The 12,610-nt window shown below is 39.0% G+C and carries 16 protein-coding genes; 9 read left to right on the top strand and 7 right to left on the bottom strand.

Annotation, left to right across the window (positions count from 1 at the left end; translation table 11 throughout):
- The first annotated feature begins 35 nt into the window (after positions 1-35).
- Both IAE19_RS03625 and IAE19_RS03620 read left to right on the top strand, forming a co-directional pair.
- Positions 36-1,496 carry a M48 family metalloprotease gene (locus IAE19_RS03625; RefSeq protein ID WP_200459570.1) on the top strand — a complete coding sequence of 487 codons (1,461 nt, stop codon included), beginning with the start codon at positions 36-38 and terminating at the stop codon, positions 1,494-1,496.
- 111 nt (positions 1,497-1,607) lie between these two features.
- Positions 1,608-1,967: a hypothetical protein gene (locus tag IAE19_RS03620; RefSeq protein WP_200459569.1), complete on the top strand. Its 360-nt coding sequence runs from the start codon at positions 1,608-1,610 to the stop codon at positions 1,965-1,967.
- Between the two features lie 101 nt (positions 1,968-2,068).
- On the opposite strand, the gene IAE19_RS03615 is transcribed toward IAE19_RS03620, so the two are convergent.
- Positions 2,069-2,515, bottom strand: coding sequence for a GatB/YqeY domain-containing protein (locus IAE19_RS03615; protein ID WP_200459568.1), 447 nt, complete (start codon positions 2,513-2,515; stop codon positions 2,069-2,071).
- A gap of 28 nt (positions 2,516-2,543) precedes the next feature.
- The gene (rpsU, locus tag IAE19_RS03610) at positions 2,544-2,759 is read right to left on the bottom strand and encodes a 30S ribosomal protein S21 (RefSeq protein ID WP_001136722.1); all 216 of its coding nucleotides are present in this window, start codon (positions 2,757-2,759) and stop codon (positions 2,544-2,546) included.
- A 145-nt stretch (positions 2,760-2,904) separates the two neighbouring features.
- On the opposite strand from rpsU, the gene tsaD reads away from it, so the two are divergent.
- Complete coding sequence (gene tsaD / locus IAE19_RS03605) at positions 2,905-3,921, top strand: tRNA (adenosine(37)-N6)-threonylcarbamoyltransferase complex transferase subunit TsaD (RefSeq protein WP_200459567.1); 1,017 nt, start codon at positions 2,905-2,907, stop codon at positions 3,919-3,921.
- A gap of 64 nt (positions 3,922-3,985) precedes the next feature.
- Here tsaD and IAE19_RS03600 read toward each other — a convergent pair whose 3' ends face one another.
- The 5 genes from IAE19_RS03600 to IAE19_RS03580 form a co-directional block, all read right to left on the bottom strand.
- Positions 3,986-5,077 carry a porin gene (locus IAE19_RS03600; protein ID WP_200459566.1) on the bottom strand — a complete coding sequence of 364 codons (1,092 nt, stop codon included), beginning with the start codon at positions 5,075-5,077 and terminating at the stop codon, positions 3,986-3,988.
- A gap of 255 nt (positions 5,078-5,332) precedes the next feature.
- Positions 5,333-5,746, bottom strand: coding sequence for an HIT family protein (locus IAE19_RS03595; RefSeq protein WP_200459565.1), 414 nt, complete (start codon positions 5,744-5,746; stop codon positions 5,333-5,335).
- A gap of 36 nt (positions 5,747-5,782) precedes the next feature.
- Complete coding sequence (locus IAE19_RS03590; RefSeq protein WP_120370530.1) at positions 5,783-6,052, bottom strand: YARHG domain-containing protein; 270 nt, start codon at positions 6,050-6,052, stop codon at positions 5,783-5,785.
- An 85-nt stretch (positions 6,053-6,137) separates the two neighbouring features.
- Positions 6,138-7,010 carry an NAD(P)-dependent oxidoreductase gene (locus IAE19_RS03585; RefSeq protein WP_200459564.1) on the bottom strand — a complete coding sequence of 291 codons (873 nt, stop codon included), beginning with the start codon at positions 7,008-7,010 and terminating at the stop codon, positions 6,138-6,140.
- An 8-nt stretch (positions 7,011-7,018) separates the two neighbouring features.
- On the bottom strand, positions 7,019-8,116 hold the full coding sequence (locus tag IAE19_RS03580; protein WP_200459848.1) for an alpha/beta fold hydrolase: 1,098 nt from the start codon (positions 8,114-8,116) through the stop codon (positions 7,019-7,021).
- 143 nt (positions 8,117-8,259) lie between these two features.
- Between IAE19_RS03580 and IAE19_RS03575 the strand changes: the two genes are divergently transcribed.
- The 6 genes from IAE19_RS03575 (at position 8,260) to IAE19_RS03550 (ending at position 12,607) form a co-directional block, all read left to right on the top strand.
- Complete coding sequence (locus tag IAE19_RS03575) at positions 8,260-9,450, top strand: O-succinylhomoserine sulfhydrylase (protein ID WP_200459563.1); 1,191 nt, start codon at positions 8,260-8,262, stop codon at positions 9,448-9,450.
- Between the two features lie 34 nt (positions 9,451-9,484).
- The gene (locus IAE19_RS03570) at positions 9,485-9,814 is read left to right on the top strand and encodes a YbaB/EbfC family nucleoid-associated protein (protein WP_200459562.1); all 330 of its coding nucleotides are present in this window, start codon (positions 9,485-9,487) and stop codon (positions 9,812-9,814) included.
- Between the two features lie 24 nt (positions 9,815-9,838).
- The gene (gene recR / locus IAE19_RS03565; RefSeq protein WP_200459561.1) at positions 9,839-10,435 is read left to right on the top strand and encodes a recombination mediator RecR; all 597 of its coding nucleotides are present in this window, start codon (positions 9,839-9,841) and stop codon (positions 10,433-10,435) included.
- A gap of 218 nt (positions 10,436-10,653) precedes the next feature.
- Positions 10,654-11,796 carry a ribonuclease D gene (locus tag IAE19_RS03560; RefSeq protein WP_200459560.1) on the top strand — a complete coding sequence of 381 codons (1,143 nt, stop codon included), beginning with the start codon at positions 10,654-10,656 and terminating at the stop codon, positions 11,794-11,796.
- A 111-nt stretch (positions 11,797-11,907) separates the two neighbouring features.
- On the top strand, positions 11,908-12,213 hold the full coding sequence (locus tag IAE19_RS03555; RefSeq protein WP_200459559.1) for a YcgL domain-containing protein: 306 nt from the start codon (positions 11,908-11,910) through the stop codon (positions 12,211-12,213).
- On the top strand, positions 12,206-12,607 hold the full coding sequence (locus IAE19_RS03550) for a hypothetical protein (RefSeq protein ID WP_200459558.1): 402 nt from the start codon (positions 12,206-12,208) through the stop codon (positions 12,605-12,607). Before IAE19_RS03555 ends, IAE19_RS03550 begins: the two co-directional genes overlap by 8 nt.
- Positions 12,608-12,610: the final 3 nt, after the last annotated feature.

The raw sequence follows: 12,610 nt of genomic DNA, 5'->3' as shown, positions 1-12,610 counted from the left end.
TAAATTATTCTGGTCAGTTATCCCTTATTTTTTTGATGAGAGATCATGATTTGAAACAGGCGGCAACTGTCTTGATTTTAAGTGTAGTAACGAGTGTTGCACAGGCACATTCTGACTATTTCTACCAATCTACAACCACGCAGGTTGAAGTTCCTGAAATTGGTAGTGGTATTGGACTGATTGATCAACAAAAAGAAAAAATGATTGGTGAGAAGGTTTATCGCCAAGTACAAAGACAATTACCAGTTTTGCATGATCCTTGGCTCGAAGATCAGTTTTTTCGAGTCTTTGCTCAGATATTAAGTCAGACTCAATTGGGCCAGCCAATCGGAATGGTGGTAATTAATGATCCCCAGATTAATGCGTTTGCTGTTCCGGGTGGACTTTTTGCCTTAAATTCCGGTTTGATTGCTTCTGCCCACAATATTGATGAGGTGGCAGGGGTGATGGCGCATGAAATTGCTCACGTCAGTCAGCGACATTATAGCCGTTCACAGGAAGCGTTTAAGGGGCAGGGATTATTGGCACTAGCAGGAATTTTGGTTGGGGCCGCCATTGCTGCGCAGACTAAATCTGATGCGGGTGCTGCGGTGATGCTAGGTACACAAGCCGCTTTGATGGATAATCAATTGACATATAGCCGCAATCAGGAACGTGAAGCTGATCGTATCGGTATGCAATATATGTATGCAGCAGGCTATAATCCACAGAGTATGGCAGATTTTTTTGAAACCATGAATCGCTCAACCAGTCGGTTAAGTTATTTGCCCGATTTTTGGATGACACACCCATTAACATCTGAACGTATGAGTGAATCGCGTCTACGTGCTAATCAGTTCCCTAAAGTAAAGTCTAAATTATATGACCCAGATTTTCAGATTTTAAAATGGTATACCTTAGTTGAAACTAATCAGGTCACAGAGCAGCTGTTACAGACTCAAGTTAATCAAAACAATAAACCTGCTCAGTTAGCGATGAGTGCTTTTTATAATAATCAGGGTGATTATGCTAAAGCACAAGAAATGCTTGATGGTGTTAAGACAACGTTTTCGGACAATACTTTGACCATCCTATTGCAAGCTGATATTTATTTAAATCAAAATAAACTAGATGAGGCTTATCAAGCAATTATTAATACGCAGCGCACCATGCCAGAAAATCGTCCTTTGGCATATAAATTGGCGGAAATCCTAATTCGACAAAATAAAAGTAGTGACGCACAAAAATTGGTGCAACGATTTATTAATAACAATAATAAAGATATTGAGGGATGGAGACTTTTACAACAATCAGCTAATGTAGATAAACAATCACCTTTAAGGACAGTCAATGTACTTCGTTACCGGGCGGAAGTCGAATATTGGTCTGGCTATGAAGAAAATGCCATAAAATCAATGTTACATGCACAACGTTTAGCTAAAGGTAATAATGCCATGAGTGCGACCATTGAAAGTCGCTTAAAACAAATGCAGTCAGAACGCTTATTAAAAATTTAATATAAAGCGTAGAGCAATTTATCTTAAAATTCCATTTCAACATGAAATTTACTTTGCAAAAAATACTTTAACCATTAAGCTAGATATGGAAATATCATATTGATTATATTTATGAAAAAGATCACATTATTGTTGAGTTTGGTGATTTTAGGGCAATCCGTTTTGGCCGCTCCACCTGAGCGCTATATACGTTCGGTAGAAAAAATTTCAAATAGCTATAACACTGATATGCGTAATTTTTTGCGTTCACTTAATCCACAACAGACACAATTTACACCTGCGCAACAAACACAGTTTTGCGGCATTGTGAATCAATATGTACAAGATTTATATCAGGTTAATGATCAATATCGACAAGACTTACCACTTTCATATGCCAAAATGACTAAACAAGATTTTATTAATCAAGTATTGGCATCAAAAGAAATGCAGATATTGAAGAAATATAATATTCAATGCCATTTACAATAAGTAAATGCATTAGAAAAGGACAATTAAATAGGTGTTCTTTTAGAGTTAATCCTAGTCGCTTATACTCTTCGCGAAGGACAGACGAGTTAAGCTAGATAGAATTAGCTTAATTTTGCTTTTATTTTAGAAGAAACTTGTGCAGGATCGGCACGTCCGGCTATGATCGGACGTAGAGAGTTCATCACCTTACCCATATCTTTCATGCTAGTAGCACCTTGAGCAGCAATCGTTTGCTCAATGAGAGAATCAAGCTCTTCCTCGGTCATAGCTTCCGGTAGAAATTGAGATAGTACCTCAATTTCGGCTTGTTCTTTACTAGCTAAATCATCACGGCCTGCACCTTCAAAGGCTTTGACCGATTCTTTACGCTGTTTAATTTGCTTTTCAATGACCGCAAGAACTTGCGAATCGTCAAGCTCTACGCGCTCATCGACTTCGATTTGCTTAATTGCTGCCTGTAAACTACGAATTACCGTTACCGTTGCCATTTCTTTGGCACGCATATGTGTTTTTAATACATCAGTAATCTGGTTTTTTAAAGTCGTCATAGTCTTTCAGCAGTCAATCACAAATTAATTAATAAAGGCGAGTAGTACGTACAGATTCGCGTGCCAATTTCTTTTGGTAACGCTTAACAGCAGCAGCTTTTTTACGCTTACGTTCTTGAGTCGGTTTTTCGTAGAACTCGCGCTTACGAACGTCAGCTAAAACGCCAGCTTTTTCGCATGAACGTTTAAAACGACGGATCGCTACGTCAACTGGTTCGCCTTCTTTCAACTTAACTTGTGGCATGTAAAATCCTCTAGATTATGGATAACATCGAGCGCAGGATTGCCCCGATGACAAGTGAAGGTCAGTATTTTACTCATTTACAACTGATATCACAAGTCTATAATAGCTCTGGCAGAATTTTAGTCGTAAAAAAATAGGTATTTTAATGATTGTTTTGGGCTTGGAAACCTCTTGTGACGAAACTGGCTTGGCGATTTATGATAGCGAGCAGGGATTACGCGGACAGGTACTTTACAGTCAAATTAAACTCCACGCAGAATATGGTGGCGTAGTGCCTGAGCTTGCTTCACGTGACCATGTGCGCAAATTAATTCCATTATTAAATGAGCTACTAACTCAAAGTCAAATCGATAAGAAACAGATTGATGCAGTGGCCTATACTCGTGGGCCAGGTTTAATGGGTGCTTTGATGACAGGTGCCTTATTTGGGCGTACATTGGCGTTAGCATTGAATAAACCTGCGATTGGTGTACATCATATGGAAGGACATATGCTTGCACCATTATTATCTGCAACGCCACCCGAGTTTCCTTTTGTTGCTTTACTGGTGTCTGGTGGACATACCCAGCTTATGGCGGCTTATGGTATTGGTCAGTACCAATTATTGGGTGAATCTATAGACGATGCGGCCGGTGAGGCATTTGATAAAGTTGCTAAAATGATGAATTTACCTTATCCGGGCGGTCCAAATATTGCAAGATTAGCTTTAGACGGTAATGCCCAAGCTTTTGAATTTCCGCGACCAATGTTGCATCAGGGGTTAGATTTTTCATTTAGCGGTTTAAAAACGGCAGTTTCTGTCCAACTTAAAAAATTAGGTGAAGAAAAACGTGATGCTGATATTGCTGCATCTTTTCAGGAAGCGATTGTCGATACTTTAGTTAAAAAATCAGTCAAAGCTTTAAAGCAAACTGGTTTAAAACGCTTGGTAATTGCTGGGGGAGTGAGTGCTAATACGCGTTTACGTGAGCAATTAGAAATATCTCTGAAAAAAATCAAAGCACAGGTCTATTATGCTGAACCTGCTTTATGTACAGACAATGGCGCGATGATTGCTTTTGCAGGTTATGAAAGATTAAAAGCTGGACAGCATGATGGTCTTGAAGTGACTACAACGCCGAGATGGCCAATGACGGAACTTAAAAATCCGAACGCAATATAAAATTATAAAAATAAGTAAAAAATAAAAGGGCAATATGCCCTTTTATTAAAATTGAAATGGCTTATTAGAAGTTATATTCCATACCTACGCCAAATACGGTTTTCTTATCATCGCTTGATAACCAGTCACGTTTTTGTTGAGCTAATACGCCATAAAAACGAGCTTGTTTGTTGAAGTTGTAATCTACGCCTAGACCATATTGAGAAATTTTACGATCTGAACGATTATCTACAGATGTATTTGATTCAATATATTCACCCTTGATTTTCCAAGGTGTAGATGCAATTGCATAAGCAGCGGTTAAGCCCCATGCATCTTCTTCTAAGCCATTATACGATGTCACGGTTGTGCCGCTTGTAGTGGATACAGTGTCATCAGTAGGCTGAGCGTTTTGCCATAAAGCACCGAATACTAAACCATCTAAACCTGCTTTAGCTAAATCAATAGAACCTGTTACACGAATTGCGTCTGAATAGATACCAGAAAGGCTATAGGCGTTATATTTACCTGCTAATCCAAAGTTACCCGCAATACCAGCAGCCAAACCATAATCTTTATTTTCATAAGTTAAAGAAGTTGAGATACCATCGCCAAATCCGTCACGCTTACCTTCTTTACCAAGACTAGTATTATCAGTTTTGGTGTCTTCGCCCTGCTGAGCCATGATGTTGAACTGTAGGCCTGGAATAATCAAATCTTTATCTGTTTCAAAGCCAATCGCGTTATTTGAACGCTCTTCACCATGAAGTACAGAGGTCATATCCAAAATCGTGTGATCGTTAAAAATATCTTGATTGTTACCAGCATTGGTTTTGAAGTAAGTATCGTAACGACCTGCTTTTAGAGTTCCTATTTTATTGAATTTTAAGCCTAAAAAGCGGTTACGCATACTCAAGTCAGTATCTGAACCTGAACCATCAGTTGAAATTGCCCATTCTGCTAAATATACAACAGATACTTTGTCTGTTAATTTTTCTTCACCTTTTACCCCAATACGTGAAGCATTTGAATTAAGTGCAGTGACATCATTTCCTGCAAAATCACTGTTGTCAACTTGGTCAAGGGAAACATTAAGTTTACCGTACAAAGTTGGCGCTGCTTGCGCTGCGGTTATGCTAAGCGTTGATACTGCAGCAGCGATAAGCAATTTTTTCATTGAGATTTCTCCAAAACACAAGTTCAGTGGCATATGCCTAAATTCACTATTTTTTTAAAAGTTTGCCTATGTACAAAAAGTTACAGAAGCTCACCAACTTGCTAAGCAGTATCTTTAAACTTTGTTACAAATGGGTGAAAAATACGTGACAGTTTGATGACAAGTGATGGATCGAAATTTATTTTAATATTTGATTTTATTATTTTTATATAAAAAAAGGAGCATAAGCTCCATTTTTATATACGTTACTTTTATTCAAAGTTCGGCTTTGATTTTTTCTGCAAGTGCTTTAATTTTTTCCTGATCACCCATTTGGGCAGCATGACGACCCAGTTGGTGGATCGAGCTTGGAATCAAATGGAAATGTACATGTGGAACGGTTTGACCTGCGGATTCCCCAGACAATTGCAACAACACAATGCCTTCAATACCCAAAGCTTTTTCAATTGCCTGAGCTATTTTTTGTACGACCTGAATCGTATAAGCAGCCGCTTCAGGTGGTAAGTCAAGCAAGCTAACAGCGGGTACTTTAGGAATGACTAAGGCGTGGCCATCTGCTTGCGGCATAATGTCCATAAATGCTAGAACCTGATCATCTTCATACAACTTAATTGCAGGAAGTTCACCACGAATGATGCGGGCAAAAATATTCTGGTCATCGTAAGCCATATTTGTATCCTTCAAACATCTTAAAATGTTTTGTTCTTACTTACAGTTCAATTCTTTCTGACGCTGTTCAATTTGGTCAAGACGCTGCTGTTCTTTATCAGAGAACTTTGGCTTGGTGGTATGACAGTTTTCATTTCCATATTTGGCTTTAGCTTCTGGATCTTTAAAGCAAAAGCCTTTTGATGCATATATGAGGTTAGAATCATCCTGAAGTTTTTTGCACTCTTGTTCAGGTGTTGCAGCATGCACTGAGACACCTGCAAGGGTAATCATTCCAGTAAAAAGTGCAACAGCAAACTTATTCATGCGAGTTTCCTCTTTTTAATCGGTGTAAATGTAACGACCTATGTCTAAATATAGGGGCTTTACAGGAAAAAGCAATGATGAATCATTACTCAATTGTTATTTTACTCCATGATTCATACATTTTTACGGCAGCGGAAAAGTCACTGTTTTGTTCAGCAGTTGCATTTGCCGCCTGTATCAGACTTTGCGTTAATGCAATGACAGGTGCTGGCAAATTGGCATCCCGCACAAGATCCAGCGCAATACCTGTGTCTTTGGCCAGCAAAGGCAAACCAAAAGTTACGGGGAAACTACGATTTAAAATACGTTGTGGCAAAATAGTTTCTGTAACACCGCTTTTCCCGCTTGAAGCATTGATGCAATCCAACGCTTCTGTCAAATTCACACCATGGGCTTTAAGTGTAGTAAAGCCTTCTGCGACAGACCATAGATTAACTGCGAGTAACATGTTATTCACGGCTTTTACCGCAAAACCTGCTCCTGATGTGCCCACATGTTTAATCAGTTTTCCAAATGCTTCAATAGCGGGCAACGCACGTTCAAAAGCAGCTTGATCTCCACCAACCATCACGGTCAAAGTCGCATTATCAGCACCAATAGTTTGGCCACTTACGGGAGCATCCAGAAAGTCAACGCCCTGATTTTTCAGTTGTAGCGAAACTTTGCGGGCAGACTCTGGGACACCACTCGTACAATCTACCCAAATACTGCCCGCTTTTAACTGAACACGATCGATCAGATTTTCTATATCAGCACTGGTGGGTAAACATGAAAAAATGATATCTGCTTGTACCGCTTGGGCTAAATCAACAGCTTGAGTTCCGTATTCAATTGCATGCCGATGGGCTTTATCCATATTTCGATTCCAGACATAGACGGTATCGAAATGCTTAGGTAAATGCGATGCCATACGATAACCCATCGCGCCCAGACCAATAAATGCAACTGATTGAACCATAATATAATCTACTCTTTTTTTATCTGTGTTGAACGTTGTATTAACCAGTCTTTAAACATCGGCCAAAACTCTTCGGAACTGGCTTGACTGGACATGAGCCCTAAATGCCCGCCGGGAATTAGAGTAAACGTGACATCATGACTGTTTGTCAATTGGGTCAGCGGTTTTACTGCATCGGCTGTAACCAATTGGTCACTACGACCGGCACCGACCAATAACGATGATTGGATATTTTTTAGCTCAATCAGCTGATCTTTAAGACGAATGACACCTTGTTTAAGCGGATTTTGTAGCCAGACATTAAACAACATGTCCTGATTTATTCCACCGGGATAATCAATCATATTATTCAAGAAATTGCCCAGTGTGGCATGTTCCTCAACCAGTTTTTTATTTTCAAGATTTTTAAGAAGTTGAATATGTCCATCTATCCAGCCTTTAGGATCAAGAATTTTAAACCCTAACGCATTTAAAATACCTGGAGTATGAATCAGTCGTTTGGGTAATCCATTGTAAATTCGGTGCTGAAGTTTTTTGTTCCGATTAATAGTTTTATGCATAAACTGATAAAGCTTGCCAATACGCCCCGATGCATAACTATCAATCGGACTGCCTAAAACGATTAAATTTTTGACATAGTTAGGTTGATTCAGCGCACTGTATAACAATACAAAAATGCCAGCCATGCTCCAACCATGCAGTGAAATTTCGTCACTTTTTGAATGTTCACGAATAACTTGAATATATTGAGGTAAGGCTTTACTAACAAAAGATAAAAAATTGAGATGTCGATCACGATAAGTTAAACGGCCCCAATCAATTAAATACACATCAAACCCATGGTTTTGAAAGTATTGAATAAGAGAGCGGTAAGGATACAGATCGTAAATGGCCATGTTGATGGCAAGAGGCGCAACAAAAACTAAAGGTTCTTTATAGCATTTACGGGTTGCTGCATAATAACGGATTCGTGTCTGACCAAACTCTCCAATCACTTGATAAGGCGCAGTTTGAGATAAAACAAGTGATTCTTCATTAAAAAGACGTGCTGAAAGATGTTTGAGCTTGATTTGCTGATGATGGATAAGGGATTTAAATGACTCCATTCTTTGCATATTTCTCAGATCCGAAAAAGTTTGGATGAAGTCTAAGCGATAATTTGATCTTTTACCTTGACCTTAAATACCGTACACGCTCAAAATGTTGGCAAGTTTTTCACTTGAGCGGTCTTTTGACTGAGAACAGAGCAATGCATAGCCAAAACGATGAATTAGACTACCAGTTAGATACTCTGGCGATCCGTACAGGGCATACCCGCAGTTTTGAGGGTGAACATGCTGAACCTATTTTTCTGACCTCATCTTTCGTTTATGAAAATGCAGCTGAAGCAGCTGCAAAATTTTCGGGTGAAGTTGCAGGAAATATCTATTCTCGGTTTACCAATCCTACCGTTGCGATGTTTGAAAAACGACTAGCAGCAATGGATGGTGCAGAACGTGCCGTTGCAACCAGCTCGGGTATGGGTGCAATTTTGTCCGTTTGCATGGCTTTTTTAAAAGAGGGTGATCATGTTATTTGTTCACGTGCTGTATTTGGTTCGATTGTCGCTTTATTTGAAAAATATGTCGCAAAATTTGGGGTAGACGTTACATTTTTGGATTTAAATGATCTGGATGCATGGAAAAATGCAATGCGACCAGAAACTAAAATTTTATTTATCGAATCACCTTCAAACCCATTGGCGGAAATTGCTGATATTCCAGCACTAGCAGATATTGCGCATACTCAAAATGCTATGCTTGTCGTGGATAATAGCTTTTGTACCCCCGTCTTGCAGCAACCGCTAAAACTGGGTGCGGATTTAGTTGTTTATTCAGCAACTAAATATATTGATGGTCAAGGACGCGCTTTAGGTGGGGCAGTGACAGGTAATCATAAATTACTTGAAGACGTATTTGGTGTCGTGCGTACACTAGGTCCCTCAATGAGCCCATTTAATGCATGGGTATTCTTAAAAGGTTTGGAAACTTTGCGCTTAAGAATGAAAGCACATTGTGAAAATGCACAGCAACTGGCTGAATGGCTAAATCAACATGATAAAGTTGAAAAAGTCTATTATGCGGGTTTACCTGAACATATTGGTCATGAACGCGCAGCCAAACAACAAAATGGTTTTGGTGGCATCGTTTCTTTTGTGGCTAAAGGTGGGCGTGAAGGTGCATGGACAGTTATCGATAACACTCAATTTATCTCTATTACAGGTAATCTGGGCGATGTGAAATCAACGATTACCCATCCTGCTACTACAACTCATGGTAAATTATCACCTGAAGCAAAACAGGCAGCAGGGATTCAGGAAGGTTTAATTCGAGTTTCTGTTGGAATTGAAGATATTTCAGATATTATTCGTGATTTAGATCGCGGTTTGGCTCTAATTTGAACTTATTTGCGTTAAATATTTTGGAGAAAAATTTATGAACATTAATATGCTCATGCAGCAAGCTCAGCGCATGCAAAAAGATATGGAAGTCAATGTCAAAAAGGCAAAAGAAGAACTGGCTAACACCGAAGTTCAAGCGGAAGCAGGTGGTGGTTTGGTCAAAGTCACCATGACAGGCCGTTTTGTGGTGAAGCGTATCGAAATTAGTCCTGATCTGCTTCAAGATGAACCAGATATGATTGAAGATTTAATCGCTGCTGCGGTGAATGATGCGGTACGTCAGGCCGAAGCTGTCTCTGATGAGAAAATGAAAAGTGCAAACTCAGGTATGGGCTTACCACCTGGCCTGTCAGGTTTATTCTAAGCCGACTTTATCAGAGGATCATCTGTGTTTAGTGATCGATTTGAACAACTGGTTCAGGCATTACGAATTTTACCAAGCGTTGGGCCGAAATCGGCTCAACGTATGGCATTACATCTGCTAATGAAAAATCGTGAAGGGGCCTTTGGTTTAGCCCATGCTTTACATGAAGCTTCTTCTCATATTCATGAATGTAAAATTTGCCATTCACTGACTGAAAATGAAATTTGTGATATTTGTCTTTCAAATGATCGAGATCAACAACTTTTATGTGTAGTTGAGTCTCCAGCAGATGTTATGGCGATTGAGCAAAGCGGTAGTTTTCGGGGAAAATATCATGTTCTTGGTGGTCATTTATCTCCACTTGATGGAATAGGTCCAGAAGAAATTGGAATTCCTTATTTGATTCAGCGTCTAAGTGAAGGTCAAATTGAAGAAGTGATTTTGGCAACCAATGCTACGGTAGAAGGGCAGGCAACTGCACATTATCTGGTAGAAGCCACCAAGCACTTACCCATCCATATGACTCGTATAGCACAAGGCGTACCACAAGGTGGTGAGCTAGAATATGTAGACAGTCATACATTAAGTCAGGCTGTACACAATCGTATGCGTATGAAATAAGTTGAACTTATTTCATACCCATCCAATTCGGTCACTTTTTGAAATTCCAAAATCAAATTTTTAATTCAACTATCAAGGAAATATTGGCAAAGAAAATTTATACTCATGATATTGCTCAAAAAATAAAGCATTAATAAAGCTTTAGCTAGAATATTCTAAGGTTGTAGTGTTATATATACAGACGCAGTTAACTGCGCTAGTTGTTAAATCGAGAAAACATGTTTCATTTTATCCAGCAGCAAGATGATTTTGCTCACGTCCTCCAGCAAATGGATCAATATCCCGTTTATGCTTTGGACACTGAATTTATTAAGGTTGATACGCTTTGGCCAAAGTTGGGTGTATTCCAGATCAATGTAAATGGTCACATCTACCTACTAGATGGCACTGCGCTGGATTTGACTCCATTTTGGCAAAAGTTATATACAGCGAGACAAAATGTTTTCCATGCTTGCGGTGAAGACATTGATCTAATTTATCATTATGCACAGCAGGATGTTTTACGAAATGTCTTTGATACTCAAGTTGCTCTGTCTTTTTTAGGGCATGGTTTACAGGTTAGTTATCAAAATGCTTTGAAACTGATTTTAGGTATTGAAATCGAAAAGGATCAGACTCGTTCTGACTGGCTAGCCCGCCCATTAACTTCTGAACAATTGAATTATGCAGCTAATGATGTAATTTATTTGTTGCAGCTTTCCGATCAATTGAAACAAGAATTACAACAAAAAAATAAATATGATTTTGTTCTCGAAGACTGTCAAAGTTTGACCAAGGAAATTGCGCGGGAAACACCGAATCATTTACTTTACACTGATATTGGGAATTATCGACATTCACGCAAGCAACTGATGCAATTACAGCAGTTGAGTGTATGGCGTGAACAACTCATTAAAGCACTAAATCAACCGCGTAGTTTTATTTTAAGAAACTCAACCATGATTGATCTGGTAGAGAAAAGTCCAAAAAATAATTTTCAACTGTCTCAAATCAAAGATATTCGACCAAATATTATCCGTGAACATGGTAAAACTATTCTGGATTTATTAAAGTTTCTTCCTCCTGAAAATGAATGGCCATTACGTTTGGCGCGACCAATCAAACAATGTTCAGAAAATGTTAGTACAAAAATGCAACTGTTGATTCAAAACATTGTTGAAACAACTGAGATCCCCAAAGAAGTCCTATTGCGTAAAAAATGGATAAATGCACTTTATCAACATATTGTTTTTCATGGTGATGAACAGGATTTACCAGACTATTTGTTGGGATGGCGCTATGAGAAGTTAACCCAGCCATTGATTCAAATTCTAAGAGAAGATGAACACTTTCTAATGACGCAAATGCAGGTGGAGCGATAAGCTCTTACAAAAGATTGATCTTTCAGGACGACTGATGGGTTAATATTCGCTAATGTCTCTACCGTTTTTTTGATGTATGCTTTTTACCCTGTGATGAGAGTTAAGTTAAATATGCACTGTGATATTTATAGATCGAGCAAAAAAGATGAAATGTACATTTATATTGCTCGTCCAGATTATCCAAATGATGATACAGAAGGCAAAGATCCTTTAGAAAATGTACCTGAAAGTATTCGTCAGGCCTTTGGTCGCCCAACATTTGTTATGCATCTTGAGCTTTCTCAGTCACGCAAACTTGCACGGGTAAACGTGTTACATGTGATAGATTCACTGCAAACTAGTGGCTTTTTTATACAAATGCCACCAGAAGGATTTATCAATCCCGTAGATGAACCAGAGGGGTTAAGAGGTGCTTGAGCAACTAGCTGCAATCTGGAATGGTCTATTATCCTCACTTGATTCGCTTCCTGAAGATAGTATTGCTGTGACAGTATATGTCGTCGGAACAATTATTGTCTTATGGTGTTGGTATGGCGTGGCAAAACGGCTACCAAACCTCTTAGGTGGCGTGAGTTGGATTATTCTGTTTGCAATTTTGGCAACACCCACGGTATCTGATGGTACAAATGCCGAAATAGCACCTGCTATTTTCGGTTTACTATTTGGTATTTTGACCAAAGAGCAACCGTTGGTATGGGCAAATGCATCACTTATTCTTCTAGTCATTGGGGTGGGTTTGGTCCTTGGTTATTTGTGGTCAAAATATCGCATCAATAAAGCTGTTTCTCATAAAAGCAGTACACCCATTTAAGTA

The organism is Acinetobacter sp. S40, assembly GCF_016624705.1.
Lineage (GTDB): Bacteria > Pseudomonadota > Gammaproteobacteria > Pseudomonadales > Moraxellaceae > Acinetobacter.
Note: the sequence above shows the minus strand (reverse complement) of the source record. Positions and strands in the feature narration are given on the sequence as shown.

What these genes read in the sequence shown, in the direction of transcription:
- IAE19_RS03625 (WP_200459570.1), top strand. Translation starts at nt 36, where the DNA reads ATGAGAGATCATGATTTGAAACAGGCGGCAACTGTCTTGATTTTAAGT.
- IAE19_RS03620 (WP_200459569.1), top strand. Translation starts at nt 1,608, where the DNA reads ATGAAAAAGATCACATTATTGTTGAGTTTGGTGATTTTAGGGCAATCC.
- IAE19_RS03615 (WP_200459568.1), bottom strand. Translation starts at nt 2,515, where the DNA reads ATGACGACTTTAAAAAACCAGATTACTGATGTATTAAAAACACATATG.
- rpsU (WP_001136722.1), bottom strand. Translation starts at nt 2,759, where the DNA reads ATGCCACAAGTTAAGTTGAAAGAAGGCGAACCAGTTGACGTAGCGATC.
- tsaD (WP_200459567.1), top strand. Translation starts at nt 2,905, where the DNA reads ATGATTGTTTTGGGCTTGGAAACCTCTTGTGACGAAACTGGCTTGGCG.
- IAE19_RS03600 (WP_200459566.1), bottom strand. Translation starts at nt 5,077, where the DNA reads ATGAAAAAATTGCTTATCGCTGCTGCAGTATCAACGCTTAGCATAACC.
- IAE19_RS03595 (WP_200459565.1), bottom strand. Translation starts at nt 5,746, where the DNA reads ATGGCTTACGATGACCAGAATATTTTTGCCCGCATCATTCGTGGTGAA.
- IAE19_RS03590 (WP_120370530.1), bottom strand. Translation starts at nt 6,052, where the DNA reads ATGAATAAGTTTGCTGTTGCACTTTTTACTGGAATGATTACCCTTGCA.
- IAE19_RS03585 (WP_200459564.1), bottom strand. Translation starts at nt 7,010, where the DNA reads ATGGTTCAATCAGTTGCATTTATTGGTCTGGGCGCGATGGGTTATCGT.
- IAE19_RS03580 (WP_200459848.1), bottom strand. Translation starts at nt 8,116, where the DNA reads ATGGAGTCATTTAAATCCCTTATCCATCATCAGCAAATCAAGCTCAAA.
- IAE19_RS03575 (WP_200459563.1), top strand. Translation starts at nt 8,260, where the DNA reads ATGCATAGCCAAAACGATGAATTAGACTACCAGTTAGATACTCTGGCG.
- IAE19_RS03570 (WP_200459562.1), top strand. Translation starts at nt 9,485, where the DNA reads ATGAACATTAATATGCTCATGCAGCAAGCTCAGCGCATGCAAAAAGAT.
- IAE19_RS03560 (WP_200459560.1), top strand. Translation starts at nt 10,654, where the DNA reads ATGTTTCATTTTATCCAGCAGCAAGATGATTTTGCTCACGTCCTCCAG.
- IAE19_RS03555 (WP_200459559.1), top strand. Translation starts at nt 11,908, where the DNA reads ATGCACTGTGATATTTATAGATCGAGCAAAAAAGATGAAATGTACATT.